The organism is Kitasatospora sp. NPDC094015 (assembly GCF_040304075.1).
Classification (GTDB): Bacteria; Actinomycetota; Actinomycetes; order Streptomycetales; family Streptomycetaceae; genus Kitasatospora.
The window spans coordinates 12,364-29,769 of record NZ_JBEOUL010000029.1 but is presented as its reverse complement, the minus strand read 5'-3'; the positions used below and the strand labels follow the sequence as shown (position 1 = coordinate 29,769).

Annotated in this window: 15 protein-coding genes; 10 read left to right on the top strand and 5 right to left on the bottom strand. The window is 75.5% G+C overall.

Annotated features, from left to right (window positions below; all coding sequences use genetic code 11):
* Positions 1 to 70: 70 nt before the first annotated feature.
* The gene (locus ABT014_RS27425; RefSeq protein ID WP_350641879.1) at positions 71 to 925 is read right to left on the bottom strand and encodes an aldo/keto reductase; all 855 of its coding nucleotides are present in this window, start codon (positions 923 to 925) and stop codon (positions 71 to 73) included.
* A 348-nt stretch (positions 926 to 1,273) separates the two neighbouring features.
* Between ABT014_RS27425 and ABT014_RS27420 the strand changes: the two genes are divergently transcribed.
* The 7 genes from ABT014_RS27420 to ABT014_RS27390 all read left to right on the top strand — a co-directional run bounded on the left by ABT014_RS27420 (position 1,274) and on the right by ABT014_RS27390 (position 8,772).
* Positions 1,274 to 3,067 (top strand): ABC transporter transmembrane domain-containing protein, encoded by a 1,794-nt coding sequence (locus tag ABT014_RS27420; RefSeq protein WP_350641878.1) that lies wholly within the window; start codon positions 1,274 to 1,276, stop codon positions 3,065 to 3,067.
* Positions 3,064 to 4,836 carry an ABC transporter ATP-binding protein gene (locus tag ABT014_RS27415; protein WP_350641877.1) on the top strand — a complete coding sequence of 591 codons (1,773 nt, stop codon included), beginning with the start codon at positions 3,064 to 3,066 and terminating at the stop codon, positions 4,834 to 4,836. The genes ABT014_RS27420 and ABT014_RS27415 overlap by 4 nt, the downstream gene beginning before the upstream one ends.
* 153 nt (positions 4,837 to 4,989) lie before the next feature.
* Complete coding sequence (locus ABT014_RS27410) at positions 4,990 to 5,235, top strand: LapA family protein (protein WP_350641876.1); 246 nt, start codon at positions 4,990 to 4,992, stop codon at positions 5,233 to 5,235.
* Positions 5,236 to 5,324: 89 nt separating this feature from the next.
* Positions 5,325 to 6,233 (top strand): LysR family transcriptional regulator, encoded by a 909-nt coding sequence (locus tag ABT014_RS27405; protein WP_350641875.1) that lies wholly within the window; start codon positions 5,325 to 5,327, stop codon positions 6,231 to 6,233.
* A 76-nt stretch (positions 6,234 to 6,309) separates the two neighbouring features.
* Positions 6,310 to 6,873, top strand: a complete 564-nt coding sequence (locus ABT014_RS27400; RefSeq protein WP_350641874.1) for a cysteine dioxygenase family protein — start codon at positions 6,310 to 6,312, stop codon at positions 6,871 to 6,873.
* Between the two features lie 13 nt (positions 6,874 to 6,886).
* The gene (locus ABT014_RS27395; protein ID WP_350641935.1) at positions 6,887 to 7,918 is read left to right on the top strand and encodes a YeiH family protein; all 1,032 of its coding nucleotides are present in this window, start codon (positions 6,887 to 6,889) and stop codon (positions 7,916 to 7,918) included.
* A gap of 149 nt (positions 7,919 to 8,067) precedes the next feature.
* Positions 8,068 to 8,772: a spermidine synthase family protein gene (locus ABT014_RS27390; protein WP_350641873.1), complete on the top strand. Its 705-nt coding sequence runs from the start codon at positions 8,068 to 8,070 to the stop codon at positions 8,770 to 8,772.
* Here the strand turns inward: ABT014_RS27390 and ABT014_RS27385 are convergent.
* The 3 genes from ABT014_RS27385 to ABT014_RS27375 all read right to left on the bottom strand — a co-directional run bounded on the left by ABT014_RS27385 (position 8,753) and on the right by ABT014_RS27375 (position 14,117).
* The gene (locus ABT014_RS27385; protein WP_350641872.1) at positions 8,753 to 11,008 is read right to left on the bottom strand and encodes a glycosyl hydrolase family 18 protein; all 2,256 of its coding nucleotides are present in this window, start codon (positions 11,006 to 11,008) and stop codon (positions 8,753 to 8,755) included. The genes ABT014_RS27390 and ABT014_RS27385 overlap by 20 nt on opposite strands.
* 334 nt (positions 11,009 to 11,342) lie before the next feature.
* Complete coding sequence (locus tag ABT014_RS27380; RefSeq protein ID WP_350641871.1) at positions 11,343 to 13,181, bottom strand: serine/threonine-protein kinase; 1,839 nt, start codon at positions 13,179 to 13,181, stop codon at positions 11,343 to 11,345.
* Between the two features lie 162 nt (positions 13,182 to 13,343).
* Positions 13,344 to 14,117, bottom strand: coding sequence for a TetR/AcrR family transcriptional regulator (locus ABT014_RS27375; RefSeq protein WP_350641870.1), 774 nt, complete (start codon positions 14,115 to 14,117; stop codon positions 13,344 to 13,346).
* 191 nt (positions 14,118 to 14,308) lie between these two features.
* Between ABT014_RS27375 and ABT014_RS27370 the strand changes: the two genes are divergently transcribed.
* Both ABT014_RS27370 and ABT014_RS27365 read left to right on the top strand, forming a co-directional pair.
* Positions 14,309 to 14,962: a molybdopterin-dependent oxidoreductase gene (locus ABT014_RS27370; RefSeq protein ID WP_350641934.1), complete on the top strand. Its 654-nt coding sequence runs from the start codon at positions 14,309 to 14,311 to the stop codon at positions 14,960 to 14,962.
* Positions 14,946 to 15,590 carry a cytochrome b/b6 domain-containing protein gene (locus tag ABT014_RS27365; protein ID WP_350641869.1) on the top strand — a complete coding sequence of 215 codons (645 nt, stop codon included), beginning with the start codon at positions 14,946 to 14,948 and terminating at the stop codon, positions 15,588 to 15,590. Before ABT014_RS27370 ends, ABT014_RS27365 begins: the two co-directional genes overlap by 17 nt.
* Here the strand turns inward: ABT014_RS27365 and ABT014_RS27360 are convergent.
* Positions 15,560 to 16,078, bottom strand: a complete 519-nt coding sequence (locus ABT014_RS27360; RefSeq protein ID WP_350641868.1) for an NUDIX domain-containing protein — start codon at positions 16,076 to 16,078, stop codon at positions 15,560 to 15,562. The genes ABT014_RS27365 and ABT014_RS27360 overlap by 31 nt on opposite strands.
* Before the next feature lie 97 nt (positions 16,079 to 16,175).
* Between ABT014_RS27360 and ABT014_RS27355 the strand changes: the two genes are divergently transcribed.
* Positions 16,176 to 17,393 carry a serine hydrolase domain-containing protein gene (locus ABT014_RS27355; RefSeq protein WP_502895112.1) on the top strand — a complete coding sequence of 406 codons (1,218 nt, stop codon included), beginning with the start codon at positions 16,176 to 16,178 and terminating at the stop codon, positions 17,391 to 17,393.
* Positions 17,394 to 17,406 lie beyond the last annotated feature (13 nt).

Sequence of the window (17,406 nt, the reverse complement as noted above, 5' to 3'; positions counted from 1 at the left end):
AAGGGCCGTCACCCGATCCGGGTGACGGCCCTTCAAGCATCCGCGGCCCGCCGTCGGCGGGCCCGACCGGTCAGTTCCAGTCGAAGGACTGCGGGTCCGGGCCGATCCGCACGCCGGTGCGCACGGCGGCGATCGCGGCCAGGTCCGCCGCGTCCAGCTCGAAGCCGGCCACGTCGAGGTTCTCCCGGATCCGCGCCGGGGTGACCGACTTCGGGATCGCGATCACGCCGCTCTGCAGGTGCCAGCGCAGCACCACCTGGGCCACCGTGCGGCCGTGCTTCGCGGCGATCTCCACCAGCGCCGGCTCCGCCAGCAGGGCGCCGCCCTGGCCGAGCGGGCTCCACGCCTCGGTGGCGATGCCGTGCTGCGCCTGGAACGCGCGCAGCTCCTCCTGCGGGAAGTACGGGTGCAGCTCGACCTGGTTGAGCACCGGCACCACGGAGCTCTCCTTGAGCAGGGTCTCCAGCTGCGGGATGCCGAAGTTGGAGACGCCGACCGACTTGACCCGGCCGTCCGCGAGCAGCTCCGTGACGCCCTCCCAGACGTTCAGGAAGCTGCCGTGCATCGGGCGCGGCCAGTGGATCAGGTACAGGTCGACGTAGTCCAGGCCGAGCTTGCCCAGCGACTCGTCGAAGGCCTTGCGGACCGCGTCCTTGCCCGCCTGCCCGGACCAGTCCTTGGTGCCGGAGTTCCACAGCTTGGTGGTGATGTACAGCTCCTCGCGGGGCACGCCGGCCTCCGCGACGGCCTGCCCGGTGCCGGTCTCGTTCTCGTAGATCGCGGCCGTGTCGATCGAGCGGTAGCCGGCCTCGATGGCGGCGCGCACGGCGGGGGTGGCCTCCGCGTCGGGGACCTGCCAGACGCCGAAGCCGAGCTGCGGGATCTCCGCGCCGTTGTTCAGGGTGACGCTGGGGATGGTGCTCACGAGAAGGGGTGCCCCTCTGATCGTCCGATGGTTCCGATCGGGGCGAACCCCGGGCGGCGCGGGATCATTCCCGGCCCCGGAACCTACCCGGAGCCGGCGCCGGCTCCCGCGCCCGGCATCGGCCCCGGCCGGGCGGTGCGGCCGGGCCAGGACCGAAAACCTGTTGCGTACGTCACACCGGGACCGGCAGGCTCGATGCCCATGACGTCCTGAACGGAACCTCCCCGCCCCCCGCTCCGCCCCCGCCGCGTCCGCGCCCCCGGGGCGGCACCGCCGCGCCCGGACACCGGCCGCGAGCCCCGGCACTCTGCCACAGCGACCCTGCCAGCACAGCGCAAACGGAGCGTCATGCCGCTCGAACCCCTGCCCATGGCCGATCCCGGCACTCCCGACCTCTCCTCGCCCACCGCGTTCCTGCGCTGGCTGCGCCGCAGCCAGCGGCGCGGCCAGCTGCTCGCCACCTGGTGGGGCGTGCTGGAGCTGGGCGGCATGGCGGCCCTGCCGGCCGCCCTCGGCCTCGGCATCGAGGCCGCCGTCCGGCACGACGGGGCCGGCCTGCTGCGGGCCGGCCTGCTCGCGGTCGCCCTGGCCGTCGTGCAGACCGCCGGCTTCGTGCTGCTGCACCGCCAGGCGGTGTGGAACTGGATCACCGCTGCCTCGCAGCTGCGCCAGCTGGTCGCCCGCCAGGCCTCGCACCTCGGCGCCGGCCTGTCCCGCTCGATCGCCACCGGCGAGATCGTCGCGGTCAGCAGCGGTGACGTGGAGAAGATCGGCTGGTACGTGGAGCTGGTCGCCCGGGTGCGCGCCGCCGTCCTGGTCTGGCTGGGCGTCAGCGTGGTCGTGCTGGTGCGCCAGCCGCTGCTGGGCACAGCCGTGCTGCTCGGCGTGCCGGTGCTCGCGGTCGCCGTCTGGCCGCTGCTCGGCCCGTTCGAGCGCCGCTACGACGAGCAGCGGCGGCTCGGCGGCAAGGCGACCGAGCTGGCCGCCGACACCGTGGCCGGCCTGCGGGTGCTGCGCGGCATCGGCGGCGAGGAGCTGTTCCTGCGGCGCTACCGGGCCGCCTCCCAGCTGGTGCGCGGCGCCGCCGTGCGGGCCAGCCGGATCTGGGCCCTGATGCAGGCCCAACAGGTGCTGCTGCCCGGCCTGTTCGTGGTCGGCGTGACCTGGTACGGCGCGCACCTGGCGGTCGCCGGGCGGATCGGGATCGGCGAGCTGGTCGCCGTGTACGGCGCCACCGCGTTCCTGGCCGCGCCGCTGCGCATCCTCGGCGAGGCCGCGCACGCCTACAGCGTGGCCCGGGTCTCGGCGGCCCGCGCCACCCGGGTGCTGAGCCTGTCCCGGGGCAGCGCCGAGCCGGTGCCCGGCCGCACGCTCACCCGGCCGGACCGCGCCGACCTGCACGACCCGGAGACCGGCCTGACCGCGGTGGCCGGCCGGCTGACCGCGGTGGTCTGCGGCGACCCGGACTTCGCCGGCGAGCTGGCCGCCCGGCTCGGCGGCCACCTCCCGCCCGTCGAGGGCGAGCCGGCCCGACCGGCCGTCCGGCTGGGCGGGACCTCGCTCGACGAGGTCCCGCAGGCCGAGGCCCGGGCCGCCGTCCTGGTCCACGACAAGGAGCCGGTGCTGCTCTCCGGCACCCTCGCCGACCTGCTGGACGTGCCCCGCTCCGGCCGGGTGACGGTGGCCGAGGCGCTCGCCGCGGCCCAGGCCGGCGACGTGCTGGACGCCCTGGTGGACGGCTCGCCCGAGTGCGCCGGCGACGCCATGGCGGCCCGGATCACCGAGCGCGGCCGCTCGCTCTCCGGCGGCCAGCGCCAACGGCTGGCGCTGGCCCGCTCGCTGGTCGCCGACCCGCCGGTGCTGGTGCTGGACGAGCCCACCAGCGCGGTCGACGCGCACACCGAGTCACGGATCGCCGCCGGGCTCGGCGAGGTCCGGGCCGGGCGCACCACCGTGGTGTTCGCGACCAGCCCGCTGCTGCTGGACCGCGCCGACGCCGTGGTGCTGGTGCACGCCGGCCGGGTCGCCGCCGTGGGCAGCCACCGCGAGCTGCTGGCCGGCGACGAGCACTACCGCGCGGTGGTCACCCGCGCCGACGAGAGCCCGGTCGACCGGGACCAGTCCGTGAAGGAGCCGGTATGAAGCCCCCCGTCGTCCAGGAGACCGGGCCCGCCACCATGCTGCCGGTGGGCTCACCGGCCGCCGTCCGCTCGTACGTGCGGCTGCTGGCCCGCCGGCACCGCCGGGGCTTCTCCGGCGTGGTGCTGCTGCACGCCGTGGCCACCCTGGCCGGTCTGGTCGGGCCGTGGGTGCTCGGCTCGCTGGTGGAGTCCCTGAGCACCGGCACCGCCGAGGGCCGGGTGCTCGGCGCGGTCGGCTGGTACCTGGCCGCGCTGCTGGTGCAGTCCGTCTTCACCGGACTGTCCCGGCTGCGCGGCGGGGTGCTCGGCGAGGAGGTGCTGGCCGACCTGCGGGAGGACTTCCTGGTCCGCTCGGTCGCGCTGCCGCCGGGCGTGCTGGAGCGGGCCGGCACCGGCGACCTGGTCTCCCGCGGCACCACCGACATCGACCGGCTCGCCAAGTCGGTCCGCGAGGCGGTGCCGGAGCTGGCGGTCGCCGTGGTCTCACTGGTCCTGGTGGCCGGCGCGCTGCTGCTCACCTCGCCGCTGCTGGCGGTCAGCGCGCTGATCGGGCTGCCGCTGCTGCTGGCCTCCTCGCGCTGGTACTTCCGGCGGGCCCCGGACTCCTACCGGGCCGAGTCGGCGGGCTACGCGGCCGTCAACACCGTGCTGGCCGAGACGGTGGACGCGGGCCGCACGGTGGAGGCGCTGCGGCTGGGCGAGGAGCGGGTCCGGCTGACCGACCGGAAGATCGCCGAGTGGCTGGCCTGGGAGCGGTACACGCTCTGGCTGCGGGTCAGCTGGTTCCCCACCATCGAGGCCGCCTACACGCTGGCGATCCTGGGCACCCTGCTGCTCGGCGGGGTGTACGCGCTGAACGGTTGGATCACCGTCGGCCAGCTGACCGCCGGCGTGCTGTACGCCCAGGCGCTCACCCACCCGGTGGACATGATCCTGCGCTGGTACGACGAGCTGCAGATCGGCCAGGCCTCGCTGGCCCGGCTGGTCGGCGTCCGGGAGGTGCCCGACCCGGAGACCGACGAGTCGGTGCGCCCGGACGGCCTGCGGGTGACGGCCGACCAGGTCCGGTTCGGCTACCGGGAGGGCTCGGACGTGCTGCACGGCATCAGCCTGGACGTGGCACCCGGCAGCCGGGTCGCCCTGGTCGGGCCGTCCGGTGCGGGCAAGTCCACCCTGGGCCGGCTGCTGGCCGGCGTGTACGCACCGGGCCGCGGCACCGTGACGCTGGGCGGGGCGCAGCTGTCCCGGATGCCGGCCGAGCGGGTGCGGACCGAGGTCGCGCTGGTCAACCAGGAGCACCACGTCTTCGTCGGCACCCTGCGCGACAACCTGCGGCTGGCCCGGCCGGAGGCGGACGACACCGAACTGCGGGCCGCGCTGGCCGCGGTGGACGCCGACGAGTGGGCCGGGGCGCTGCCCGCCGGGCTGGACACCGAGGTCGGCTCCGGCGGCACGGCACTGACCCCGGCGCAGGCGCAGCAACTGGCGCTGGCCAGGCTGGTGCTGGCGGACCCGCACACCCTGGTGCTCGACGAGGCCACCTCGCTGCTCGACCCGCGGGCGGCCCGGCACCTGGAGCGCTCGCTGGCCCGGGTGCTGGACGGCCGGACGGTGATCGCGATCGCGCACCGGCTGCACACCGCGCACGACGCCGACGTGATCGCGGTGGTCGAGCAGGGCCGGATCAGCGAGTACGGCAGTCACCCCGAGCTGGTGGCCGCCGACGGCCCGTACGCGGCGCTCTGGCGCTCCTGGCGGGACGAGCGCTGACCGGTGCGGGCTCGTGGGACGGGTGCGGGAGGGCCGCCGGACGGGTGCCGGACGGCGGTGGTGTCCCCCGGGCGGGTGTAGCGCGTTGCGCCGCCCGGGCCAACCCCGGGCGGCGCGGCGCCGCTCGGGGCCGCCGCGGCGCAGACTGCGCAGGTGACCAAGATTTCCGGCTCCCCGGGGCCCAACAAGCGCAATGAGATCGCGGGCATCCCGACCCGGGTGATCGCCATCGTGGTGATCGGCGCCCTGGCGATCTGGTTCCTGTTCGCCAACCTGGAGCGGGTGAAGATCCAGTTCTGGGTGTTCACCGTGACCTCCCCGCTGTGGATCGCGCTGCTGGCGACCCTGCTGGTCGGGGCGGCGCTGGGCTGGCTGGCGAAGGGGCGCCGCGAGGGGTGAACCCCGACGACGGTCTGGAGTGACGGGTGATACCCAAGTGACAGGCCGGAGGTCGATCGCGGACCCCAAAATATGCTTATGATTCACGGGTGTTCGACTCACGGCACATCAAGACCTTCCACCAGGTGGTCAGCAGCGGCTCCTACTCCGCCGCCGCCCGGGAGCTCGGCTACACCCAGCCCGCCGTCACCCAGCAGATGAAGGCGCTGGAACGCACCGCCGGTGTCCCGCTGTTCACCCGGGCCGGGCGCGGGCTGCGGCTCACCGAGGCGGGCGAGGCGCTCGCCCGGCACGCCGAGACCATCCTGGGCAGCCTGGCCGCCGCCCAGCAGCAGCTCGGCGCGCTCGCCCGGCTGCGCGCCGGCCGGGTGCGGGTCTGCGGATTCCCCAGCGCCAACGCCACCCTGGTCCCGGAGGCCATGGCCCGGCTGCTGGCCGACCACCCCGGGGTCCGGGTGGAGCTGACCGAGGCCGAGCCGCCCGAATCGGTGCAGCGGCTGCTGCGCGGCGAGTGCGACGTGGCGCTGTCGTTCAGCTACGTCGGCGCCGGCAACGCCCCGGTGCCCGAGGAACTGGCCGAGATCCCGCTGCTGGAGGACCGGCTCACCGTGCTGCTGCCGGTCGGGCACCCGCTCGCCCGCCGGCACGCCGTCCGGATGTCCGACCTGGCCGAGGAGCGCTGGATCGCAGGCTGTCCGCGCTGCCGCGCCAACCTGCTGCAGATCTGTGCGGACCAGGGCTACGCTCCCGACGTGGTGTTCAGCACCGACGACAACCTGGCGGTGCAGAGCCTGGTGGCGGCCGGGGTCGGGATCGCGCTGATGCCCTCGCTGGTGCTCGCCTTCATGTGCCACCAGAAGGTCACCGGGCGCCTGGCCGAACCCCACCAGTTCCGCCGGGTCTCGGCGTACGTGCTGCGCGAGCACCTGCGGGTGCCGGCCACCGCCGTGGTGGTGGAGGAGCTGCGGCTGGCCGCCGCGACGCGCGCCGGCTGCTGACCCATAAGCGTTGATGGGGAGCCGGTCAACAAACCCTCCTTGGACGTGATGGGACGCCCTCCCCGACCCTTCAGCCATGACCACCACCGCCCCGAGGGCAGTCACCGCCGCCTGCACCCGGCGCTTGCGCGGGCTGATCGAGGAGATCCGGGAGACCGTCGACCGCGGGCTGCCGCCGGACCTCACCGCGTACCTGGTCGGGGAACGGCTGGCGCCGCACCTCGGCGCGCCGGACCTGCTCACCGCCGAGCACTGCGAGGGCGATCCGGACCGCTACCGCCAGCACCTGCTGCACGCCGAGGCCGACGGCAGCTTCTCGCTGGTCGCCCTGGTCTGGCTGCCCGGCCAGCAGACCTCGGTGCACGACCACCTGTCGTGGTGCACCACCGGGGTGCACGCCGGTGAGGAGAGCGAGCGCCGTTACCGGCTGATCTCCGACGGCCGCACCGCCCGGCTGGTCGCCACCGAGGACGTGGTCAACCCGCAGGGCACGGTGTGCGGCTTCGCGCCGCCCGGCGACATCCACCGGGTGAGCAACTCCGGCACCGGCAAGGCGATTTCGCTGCACGTGTACGGGGCCGACCTGGCCCGGCTGGGCAGCAGCATCCGCCGGGTCTACCGGCTCCCCGAGGAGCGGTGACCGCGCCGTGGCACTGACCCTGCGGGCGACCGCCCGGCCGGTGACGGCCCCGCCCGCGTTCCGCCGCAACGGCCCCGGCCTGGCCCTGGCCGCCGCCGGCGTGGCCACCGCCTGGGGCGTGCACGCGGTGCTGCCCGCCGTCCCGCGGCTGACCGCCGCCGTGGCGCTCGGCATCGCCGCCGCCCACCTGCCGGGCCTGCGCACCGTGGTGCGCGGCCCCGCCCGGCCCGGGCTGTCGCTCGCCGGCCGGCGGCTGATGCGGATCGGCATCGTGCTGCTCGGCTGCAAGCTCAGCCTGCACGACGTGCTCGGGCTCGGCTGGGCCACGGTGGCGATGGTGCTCGCCGTGGTCGCCGCGACCTTCGCGGGCACGCTGTGGCTCGGCCGCCGGCTCGGGCTGCCCGGCGACCAGCCGCTGCTGATCGCCGCCGGCTACTCGATCTGCGGGGCCTCGGCGATCGGTGCGGTGAGCGAGGCCGCCGGCAGCGAGGAGGAGGACGCCGCCACCGCGGTGGCCCTGGTGACGCTGTGCGGCACCCTCGCGATCGCCGTGCTGCCGCTGCTGCACCAGCCGCTCGGCCTGGACCCGGCCGGCTTCGGCCGGTGGGTCGGCGCGGGCGTGCACGACGTCGGACAGGTGGTCGCCACTGCGCAGACCGGCGGCCCGGTGGCGCTGCGCGAGGCCGTGCTGGTCAAGCTCATGCGGGTGACGTTGCTGGCTCCGCTGGTGGCCGGGGTGGGGGTGGCGCTGCGCGAGCGGCGGCGGGCCACCGCCGCGGTGCGCAAGCCCCCGGTGGTGCCGCTGTTCGTCGCCGGGTTCCTGCTGGTGGTCGTGGTGCGCAGCGTGTTCGGCCTGCCCGACGGGGTGCTGGACGGTGCCCAGCAGGCCCAGGAACTGCTGCTGGCCGCCGCGCTGTTCGGCCTCGGCAGCGCCGTCCACCTGCCCACGCTGGCCCGGACCGGCGGCCGGGTCGCCGCGCTCGGACTGGCCTCCTGGGTGATGATCGCCGGGGTGTCGTACGCGGGGGTCCTGCTCACCGGGTGACCCGGAGCCGGGTGGCCGGGGCCGGGTGACCCGGCTCGGGTGGCGGGGCCAGCGGCGGGGCACCGGCGGGGCGCGGTAAATCGCCGCGGTCGCGCGGGTGCCGGGGCTAGAGTCGGGACGATCACGAAGCGCCACCCGGAGGACGTCCGATGCCCGGATCCCAGAGCCCCGTCACCCTCGACCGGCGGGACGGCCCGTACGGCGAGGTGGTGCTGCGGCAGCGCGGCGAGCACTACGAGATCATCGCCAACGGCTGCTTCCTGATGGACACCTCGGACGGCCGCTCGGAGCGGCTGCTGGTGGCGGCCGCGCTGGCGCAGCTCCCGGCCGGGGACCCGTCGGTGCTGATCGGCGGGCTCGGGGTGGGCTTCTCGCTGGCGCACGCGGCGGCCGAGCCGCGCTGGGGGCGGATCACGGTGGTGGAGCGCGAGCAGGCGGTGATCGACTGGCACCGCTGCGGGCCGCTGTCCGGGTACTCGGCGGGTGCGCTGGCGGACCCGCGGGTGACGGTGGCGCACACCGACCTGCTGGCCCACCTGGCGGAGCCGGGGGAGCCGTACGACGCGCTCTGCCTGGACATCGACAACGGCCCGGACTGGACCGTCACCGAGGCCAACGCCGGCCTGTACGGGCCGGCCGGGCTGGCCGCCGCGTACGGCAGGCTGGCGGCCGGCGGGGTGCTCGCGGTGTGGAGCGCGCAGCCGTCCGCGCCGTTCGAACGGGCGCTGCTGGCGGCCGGGTTCGTGGACGTGCGGACGCTGGAGGTCGAGGTGGAGCGCGGCGTGCCGGATGCGGTCCATCTGGCACGCCGCGCGGGAGAGGGCCGGCCCCGGGCTACTTCAGGCCGTTGCTGACGGCGGTCATCAGCTCGCCGTTGGCGGTGTCACCGTCGAACGACCAGACCATCGCGCCGCCGAGGCCCTGGGCCTTGATCCAGGCGGTCTTGCGGGCGATCTCGGTCGGGTCGTCGTAGGTGTAGAAGACGTTGCCGTTGTAGAGGTACGCGAAGCCGGCCACCGGGTCCCGGTAGACGGTGTAACCGCCGCTCGTCGCCATCTCCTTGAGCTTGTGGTAGTCCTCGTAGCCGGGCTCGTAGGTGCCGGGGCCGGGGCCCGTGCCGGTCTGGAACAGGCCGTTGGTGGTGCCGCGCGGGACGCCCGTCCAGCCGCGTCCGTAGAACGGGATGCCCAGGGTGAGCTTGCTCTTCGGGGCGCCGCCGGAGACGTAGGCGTTGATGGCGATCTCGGAGCTGAACTTCTGGTTCGCCGGGCTCGGGTCGCCGGCCGGCAGGGTGAGCGCCGACTGCTGGTTGGTCACGCTCTCCCAGCCGCCGTGGTAGTCGTAGCCCTGGACGGTGGCGAAGTCGAAGGCGCCGAACAGGCCGGGGATGTCGATGCCGGCGGAGATCTTCAGCGGGTCGGCCGGCAGGAAGGCGCTGAGCGTGTAGTGCTTGCCGGTGGTGGCGCCCAGCGCGTCCAGCTGGCGGCGGAACTCCTGGGCCAGCAGCGTGTAGTTGGCCTTGTCGGCGGGCTTGAAGACGTTGCCCAGGTGGCCGTCCGAGTTGGGCCACTCCCAGTCCAGGTCGATGCCGTCGAAGATGCCGGCCGCCGAGCCGGCGCCGCCGCGTCCGTCGATCACCGGCAGGTTGCCCTTGATGTACATGTCGATGCAGGAGCTGACCAGCGCCTTGCGGGAGGCGTCGGTGGCGGCGGCGTCGGAGAACCACTTGCTGTAGGACCAGCCGCCGAGCGAGATCTGCATCTTCAGGTTGGGGTACTTGGCCTTGAGCTGCTTCAGCTGGTTGAAGTTGCCCGCCAGCGGCTGGTCCCAGGTGTCGGTGGTGCCGGCCACCGAGGTGCCCGCGTCCCAGCCGCGGCCGAAGTCGGCCCAGGCGTCACCGGCACCGTCGCCGGCGTTCGGGTCGGAGTCGTTGCCCGCCGCCTTGTTGGTGATGAAGCACTGCTTGGTGGTCGGGTGGATGTTGGCGAAGGCGTAGTTGAGCGTGGTCAGCTTCGCCGCGGAGCCGGAGGTGTCGAGCTGCTTCACGCTGTAGCCGCGGGCGTAGACGCTCCACTGGGTGAAGTAGCCGATCTTCAGCCCGCCACCGCCGCCCCCGCCGGGCTGGGTCCTGGCGGTCACCGGGCCGGAGGCGGGGGAGGTGTTCCCCGCGGCGTCCCGGGCCTTGACGGTGAAGGTGTACGAGGTGTCCGGCGTCAGGCCGTCCACGGTGGCCGAGGTGGCGGCCACCGTCCTGGCGAGGGTGGCGCCGTTGTAGACGTCGTACGCCGTGACGCCGACGTTGTCGGTGGCGGCGGCCCAGCTCAGCGAGACCGAACCGGCGCTGGTGCCGGTCACCCCCGGGGTGCCGGGCGCGGTCGGCGGCTGGGTGTCCACCGGCGGGGTCGGCACGGTGACCCGGACCGGCCCCGCGGCGGCGGACCGGTTGCCGGCCGCGTCGAAGGCGACCACGGTGAAGCTGTGCGTGCCGGCGGACAGGCCGGCCAGGTTCGCCGAGGTGCCGGTGACGGTGGCGGCCTTGGTGGCGCCGTCCAGGACGTCGTAGCCGCTCACCCCGACGTTGTCGGTGCTGGCCGACCAGCTGAGCGCGGCGCCGTTGGCGCCGGACAGCGCGCCCTGCAGGTTGCCCGGAACGCTCGGGGCGGTGGTGTCGGAGGGGGCGCCGGCGCACGGCTGGCCGTTGAGCTTGCAGTTGAGCAGCGGCTTGTAGGCGCCCGAATAGGCGATGTTGAAGCCGAAGTTGTAGGAGGCACCCGGTGCGATGTCCGGCTGCCAGCTCGGGTTCTTCACCGTCACGTGGGAGCTCGCCACCGTGTAGGTGGCGTTCCACAGCGAGGCCACGCTGTTGCTCGCCGGGAGGTCGAACTCCAGGGTCCAGCCGGAGATGGTGGCGGCGGTGCCGTTGCTGATGGTGTAGCTGCCGCCGTAACCACTGCCCCAGTCCTGGTCCTTGGTGAAGGTGGCGGTGGCGGAGGCGGCCTGGGCGGAGGTGGCGGGGAGGGCGACCGCGATCAGCGGGGCGATCAGGCTGGCCGCGGCGAGCAGGGGCAGCCGGTACCGACGTCTGCGCATGGATGAGCTCCTGTCCGGGAGCGCGCCCGGCCCGTTGCCGGTGCGGGCGGGCCCCCCTACCTGTGGGGGGAGGTGCCAGGTGCGGTGGTGATGCGCGCTCGGGCCGTCGGGGACGGCCCGGAGCCCAGGTCCCGGGCCGTCGGGGTGCCGCGGAGGTCCTGTGTCATAGGAGGGTAAAGAGCCCCGGCGCGGCTGGCAATAGGTCTGGACCAGACCGGCGGGCGGGCCGCCGGGCCGGACCGGAGCCGGGAACGCCGAACGGCGGCCGGGCAGTTGACACTGCCGGCCGCCGTCGCGGAGGTGCGCGGTCGAACGGGCCCGGGCCCGCCGGGGCTCAGCCGAAGGGGCTGTACGCCGGCGGCTCGGGCGCCGGGGGCTCCGGTGCGGCGGCGGGCGCCGACGGGGCCTGCGGGGCGAACGGGTTGAAGTCGGCGGGCGGGATCCGGACCGGCGTGCCCTTGCCGGGCGCGGGCTGCTCGGCCGGCGCCGCGGCGGCGGGGGCGGCCGCCGGTGCGGGCGGGGCGAACGGGTTGAAGTCGGCGGGCGGGATCCGGACCGGCGTGCCCTTGCCGGGGCCGGGCGGGGCCGCGGCCGGCGGGGCCACCGGCGCGGCCGGCGCCGCGGCGGGCGCGGGGGCCGCGCCCGAGGTCACGGTGCCGAACGGATCGGCCGGCTGGCTGGGCAGCGTGGTGCCGAACGGGTCCGCGGCGGCCGGGGCGGCAGCGGGGGCCGCCGCCGGGGCGGGCGCGGCGGCGGGTGCCGACGGGGCCTGCGGGGCGAACGGGTTGAAGTCGGCGGGCGGCACCTTGACCGGCGTGCCCTTGAGTGCCGGCTGCTGCGCCTGGACGGGGGCGGCGGCCGGCGGCGCGGGCGGGGCGAACGGGTTGAAGTCGGCCGGCGGCACCAGCACGGGCGTGCCCTTCGGCGCCTCGGGCGCCACCGGGGCGGCGGGGGGCGCCGCGGGCGCGGCGACCGGCACCGGCGGGGCGACCGGCGGGGCCGGCGGGGTCACCGGAGGTGCGGGCGGGGCCGGCGGGGCGACCGGCGCCGGCTCGACCGGCTGCTGGGCCGGGGCCTGCGGCCAGGCCTGCTCCTGGACCGGTGCGGGCTGCTGGACCGGCGGCAGCGGGCTGCTGTCGACCATGCCGTCCCAGGCCAGCTGGATGCTCTCCAGTACCCGGGCGAACGCGCCCGCGTACAGCTCCCAGTCCTCCGTACGGGTGGTGCTGAGCTGCACGGTGAGCACCGAGCGGCCGTCCGGCAGCGGGACGAACGCCTGGGCGACCGCGCTGACCAGCTGCTGCGGGCGGCCGTCGGGCGCCAGCCCCGCGGGCAGCGCGGCGGTACGCGGCTCGACCAGCAGGACGGCGGGCCCGGCCGGCAGCAGCACCCGCCAGACCTCGGCGGCGGGCCGCTCGTCGGCCAGCGAGGTGGCCAGCGCGCCGACCTCCTGCGCGTGCGCGGTGACCGCGGCGACCAGCGAGGCGTGGGTGCGGCGCCCGGAGACGCTGACGGCGGCGAGGCCCGCGAAGACCACCCCGGCCGCGGCGGTCTCCTCGGCCAGCGCGGCCGACACCACCGCCCACTCCTTGCGCAGCTCGGCGCCGGCGCCGGCGAACAGCTCCTCGGTGACCTCGGTCAGGTGCGGGCCGAGCGCCGCGGCGCCGCCGCGGACCGTCAGCGGGTGGAACGCGGAGGGGACCAGGAGCCTGGCCTCCACCCCCGAGCCGGTGGCCAGCTCGTCCGGCTCCCGGACCTGGCGGTCGGCCGCCAGCGCCGCGAGGGCGGACGGGAAGGCCGGACGGAACTTCTCGTCCGCGCCCTGCGGGGTCACCGGCAGCTGGAACGCACCGGCCGAGGGGGCGGCCGTGCCGAGCACCGCGCCGCCGCCGAGCCGGGCCAGCAGGTCGGCCGCGGCGCCGGTGGCCGGCTCCGGGCGACGGGTGTGGGCGGCCTCGACCACCGTGCCCAGACCGTGCACACCGTGCAGGCCGGGGCCGTTCGGGCCGATCCGGACGCCGAACAGTGCGCCGGCCGACGGGTGCACCGTGCTCCCGAAGGCGGCCAGGGCGGTCGCCGGATAGTGCGTCGCCCGCTCGCCCAGCATCGCGTCGGCCAGTGTGTCCAGCGTGGCCGCGATCCGCTCCGCGGCGCTGAAGCCGTCCTGAGTCATGGCGCCGAGCCCCCCTCGCTCTCGGTGTGGCAGTACGCCACTTTCTATCAGAAACCGCTGACACCGCGGCATTCGGCGTCGAACCTCACCAACCGGTCGCCGCAGCTCCGGATGCCCGAGGCCGGACGCCGGGGGCCGGGGGCCGGGGGCCGAAGGGCGGGGTCAGTCCGCCGGCGGGGTGGCCAGCCGGCCCAGGTCCGCCGCCAGGCCGGGTACGGCCAGCAGTCCCGCCAGCTCCCGCACCAGCCGCCCGGTCGGCCCGTCCGGCCGCTCGGCGGCGAAGAACCCGGCCAGCTCGGTCGCCAGCGCCGGCTCCCGGGCCGCCGTGACGGCCAGCGCCGCCACGAACTCCTGCACCAGCTGCAACTGGAGCTCCTCCAGCGGGACGCTCCGCTCGGACAGCCAGTCCAGCGAGGTGATCTCGGCGTTGGCGATCCAGGCCCGGACGGTGCGGCGCAGCCCCGGGCTGGGCTTCGGGACCGCCAGGTGGAGCAGGATCTGCTCCTGGGCGGCCCGCCGCACCTCGTCGATCACCGCGGTGGTGCCGGGGCTGGCCGCCACCGACCCGCCGCGCAGCAGCGCCTCGAAGCCGGGCCCGTGGCTGCTCACGAAGTCCAGGTAGCGCCCCATCACCCGCAGCAGCCGCTCCGCGAGCGGGCCCTGCGCCTGCTCCTCGAACCGGCCCGCCAGCTCCTGCCCGGCCCGGCGCAGCGACTCCTCGTACAGCGCCTGCTTGCCGGGGAAGTAGTGGTAGACCAGCGGCCGGGAGGCGCCCGCGGCGGCCGCGATGTCGTCGATCGAGACGTCCTCGGGCGGGTGCTTGCTGAACAGGTCGAGCGCGACCGCGATCAGCTGCTCCCGCCGCTCGTCCACGCTGAGCCTGCGGCGCGGCGCGCGCTCGTCCTCGGACCGGGTCGCCGGCGTACGGGAAGCCATGCGGCTCAGCCTAGCCCGCCGGGACGGTTCGGCCGGGCGTTCGATCATGTTCCGGCCGGGCTGTCCTTGGAGGAGATGACGAAATTCTGACGGCTGCCCCGCAGGCCTGGCCCCGGCGCCGCTGACCTGGTCGAATCGGCGGTGTGAGTGAGAGATCCGGAACACCGGTCGGACGTCGGGTGGTCCTCGGCATGCTGGGCCTGGGGGCCGCCGGGGTGGCCGCCGGGCCGTTCCTGCAGCGCGCCGTCGAGGGCGTCACCAGCAAGGATCCGACCGGCCTGAGCGGGTTGCTGCCCGGTGGCGGCGGTTTCCGCTACTACTCGGTGGTCGCCTCGGTGCCGACCCTCACGGCGGCGGACTACACGCTGACCGTCGACGGGATGGTCGAGCGGCCGGCCACGCTGCGGCTGGCCGACCTGCAGGCGATGGAGCAGCACCGGATCGTCCACGACGTGCAGTGCGTGACCGGCTGGCGGGTGCCGGGCACCCCGTTCGAAGGGGTCCGGCTGTCCAGCCTGCTGGATGCGGCCGGGGTGCGGCCGGACGCGGGGGCGGTGCGGTTCAGCTGCTTCGACGGCAGCTACACCGAGAGCCTCACCCTGGAGCAGGCCCGCCGGGACGACGTGCTGGTCGCGCTGAGGATGCAGGACCAGCCGGTGAGCCACGCGCACGGCGGCCCGGTGCGGCTGTACGTCGCGCCGATGTACTTCTACAAGTCGGCCAAGTGGCTCTCCGGGATCACCGTGACGCCCTCGGTCGAGCCCGGCTACTGGGAGCGCTACGGATATGACGTCGACGCCTGGGTCGGCCGGTCGAACGGACGCGACGATGCGCCCACCGGGTGAGCCGGCGCCGGCCGGGCGGATCGCCCGGTTCAGCCGGGCCGAGCGCTGGGTGCACCGGGTGACGGCCGTCCTGATGACGGTCTGCCTGGTGACCGCAGCCTTCCTGTACTACCCGCCGCTGAGCGAGCTGGTGGGTCGGCGCCGGCTGGTCGTGGTGGTGCACGAGTGGTGCGGCCTGCTGCTCCCGGCACCGCTGCTGCTGGGGCTGGTGTCGGCGGCGCTGCGGGCGGACCTGGGCCGGCTGAACCGTTTCACCCCGGGGGACCGGGAGTGGCTGCGCGCGGTGCGCCGCCGCTCGTACCACCGGCCGGCCGGCAAGTTCAACGCCGGGCAGAAGCTGTACGCGGCCTGGATCGCCGGTGCGGTGCTGGTGATGCTCGGTACCGGGCTGCTGATGTGGTTCACCCACCTGGCGCCGCTGGTCTGGCGGACCGGGGCCACCTTCGTGCACGACTGGCTGGCGGTCGCGGTCGCCGTCGCGGTGGCCGGGCACGTGTGGATGGCGGTGCGCGACCCGGAGGCCCGGCGCGGGATGCGCACCGGCAGCGTCGATCCGCTCTGGGCGGTGCGCGAGCACCCGGACTGGGAGCCGGCCGCTCAGGCCGAGGCGGAGCGCCACTCCAGGTAGCGCCGCCAGGCCTCCCGGCCGTCCGGCACGAACTCCCACTCGGCCAGCCGGGCGGTCAGCTCGGCCTCGGTCAGCCAGTCGTGCCAGGCCACCTCCTCGACCTGAGGGGAGACCGGCCCGTCCCAGCGCGCCTGGTAGAGGTCGCACCACCAGGACAGCGCGCCGCCGTCCCGGAAGAGGAACTTGAACAGCGGCTCGGGGTGGATCCCGGTGACGCCGAGCTCCTCCTCGGCCTCCCGCACGGCCGCCTCGGCGTAGCCCTCGCCGCTGCCGACCACCCCGCCGACGAAGCAGTCGTACGCCCCGGGGGCGAACAGCTTGCGGTCGGTGCGCCGGTGGGTGAAGATCCGGCCCTGCGCGTCGCGGACCAGGATGAACACCGAGCGGTGGGTCAGACCGCGCCGGTACACCTCGCCGCGCGGCGCGGTGCCGACCACCCGGTCCTGCTCGTCCACCACGTCCAGCAGCTCATCGGCGGGGTTCGTCATGGCCCCACGGTACCGAGTCGGCGTCAGGTGGATCACCGGTCTAAGGTTCGAACGGGGGTACGGACGGACGCGACGAGGGCGGCGAGCGGTGACGACGGTGGAGATCTGGGGCGAGACGGCCGACGGCTTCGAGCCCGTACGGGAGGCGTTCGCCCGGAACTTCCGGGAGTACGGCGAGCTGGGCGCGGCCTTCGCGCTCTACGCCGACGGGCGCAAGGTGGTCGACCTGTGGGCCGGCGACGCCCGGCCCGAGGTCGGCGCCCGCCCCGCGCCCGCGATGCCCTGGACGGCCGACACCGCCCAGGTGCTGCGCTCGGTCACCAAGGGGCTGACGGCGGCCGCCGCGCTGCTGCTGGTCCAGCGCGGCCACCTGGACCTGGACGCGCCGGCCGCCTCGTACTGGCCGGAGTTCAAGGCGGCCGACAAGGAGCGGATCCCGGTCCGCTGGCTGCTCTCGCACCAGGCCGGGCTGCCGGTGCTGGACAACCCGCTGCGGGTCGAGGACCTGATCGCCTGGGAGCCCGCGGTGGCCGCCGTCGCCGCGCAGGCACCGGCCTGGGAGCCGGGCACCGCGCACGGCTACCACCCCTACACCTTCGGGTGGCTGGTCGGCGAGCTGGTCCGGCGGGCCGACGGGCGCAGCGTCGGCCGCTACTTCGCCGAGGAGATCGCCCGCCCGCTCGGCCTGGACCTGTGGATCGGCCTGCCGCCGGGCGCGGGGCCGCGGGTCGGCAAGCTGGTGGACCTGCCCGCGCCGGTCGCGGCCAGGACCGGCCCGGGCGGGCTGAAGGTGCGCCCCAAGCAGTCCGTCAAGGACGCCTACCGGGACCCGACCTCGCTGACCGCCCGCGCCTTCGCGGCGGTGCGCCCGACGGTGGACCTCAACGACCCGGCGGTGCAGGCCGCCGAGGTCCCCGGCGCGGGCGGCATCGGCACCGCCCGCTCACTGGCCCGGTTCTACGCCGCGCTGATCGGCGCCGCGGACCGGCACGGCGGGGCGCCCGGCCAGCGGCTGGCCCCGCTGTTCACCCCGCGGGTGCTGGCGGAGGCGGCCGGCCCCTCGGTGCACGGGCCGGACCGGGTGCTGATCGTCAACACCGCCTTCGGCCAGGGCTTCTTCCGGCACGGCGGGACCTCCCCGATGTCCTCCCCGGCCGCCTTCGGGCACCCGGGCCGGGGCGGCTCGCTGGGCTTCGCCGACCCGGAGCTGGGCATCGGCTTCGGCTACGTCACCAACGGCATGCAGCCGGGGGTGACCGGTGACATCCGCTCCCGCACGCTGATCACCGCCGTCCGCGCCTGCCTCGGCAGGTGACGAGGCGTCAGCC

Bases quoted from the DNA above. Each gene is read 5' to 3' on its own strand.
- ABT014_RS27420 (WP_350641878.1), top strand. From the start codon at position 1,274: ATGCCGCTCGAACCCCTGCCCATGGCCGATCCCGGCACTCCCGACCTC.
- ABT014_RS27415 (WP_350641877.1), top strand. From the start codon at position 3,064: ATGAAGCCCCCCGTCGTCCAGGAGACCGGGCCCGCCACCATGCTGCCG.
- ABT014_RS27400 (WP_350641874.1), top strand. From the start codon at position 6,310: ATGACCACCACCGCCCCGAGGGCAGTCACCGCCGCCTGCACCCGGCGC.
- ABT014_RS27390 (WP_350641873.1), top strand. From the start codon at position 8,068: ATGCCCGGATCCCAGAGCCCCGTCACCCTCGACCGGCGGGACGGCCCG.
- ABT014_RS27385 (WP_350641872.1), bottom strand. From the start codon at position 11,008: ATGCGCAGACGTCGGTACCGGCTGCCCCTGCTCGCCGCGGCCAGCCTG.
- ABT014_RS27380 (WP_350641871.1), bottom strand. From the start codon at position 13,181: ATGACTCAGGACGGCTTCAGCGCCGCGGAGCGGATCGCGGCCACGCTG.
- ABT014_RS27375 (WP_350641870.1), bottom strand. From the start codon at position 14,117: ATGGCTTCCCGTACGCCGGCGACCCGGTCCGAGGACGAGCGCGCGCCG.
- ABT014_RS27370 (WP_350641934.1), top strand. From the start codon at position 14,309: ATGCTGGGCCTGGGGGCCGCCGGGGTGGCCGCCGGGCCGTTCCTGCAG.
- ABT014_RS27365 (WP_350641869.1), top strand. From the start codon at position 14,946: ATGCGCCCACCGGGTGAGCCGGCGCCGGCCGGGCGGATCGCCCGGTTC.
- ABT014_RS27360 (WP_350641868.1), bottom strand. From the start codon at position 16,078: ATGACGAACCCCGCCGATGAGCTGCTGGACGTGGTGGACGAGCAGGAC.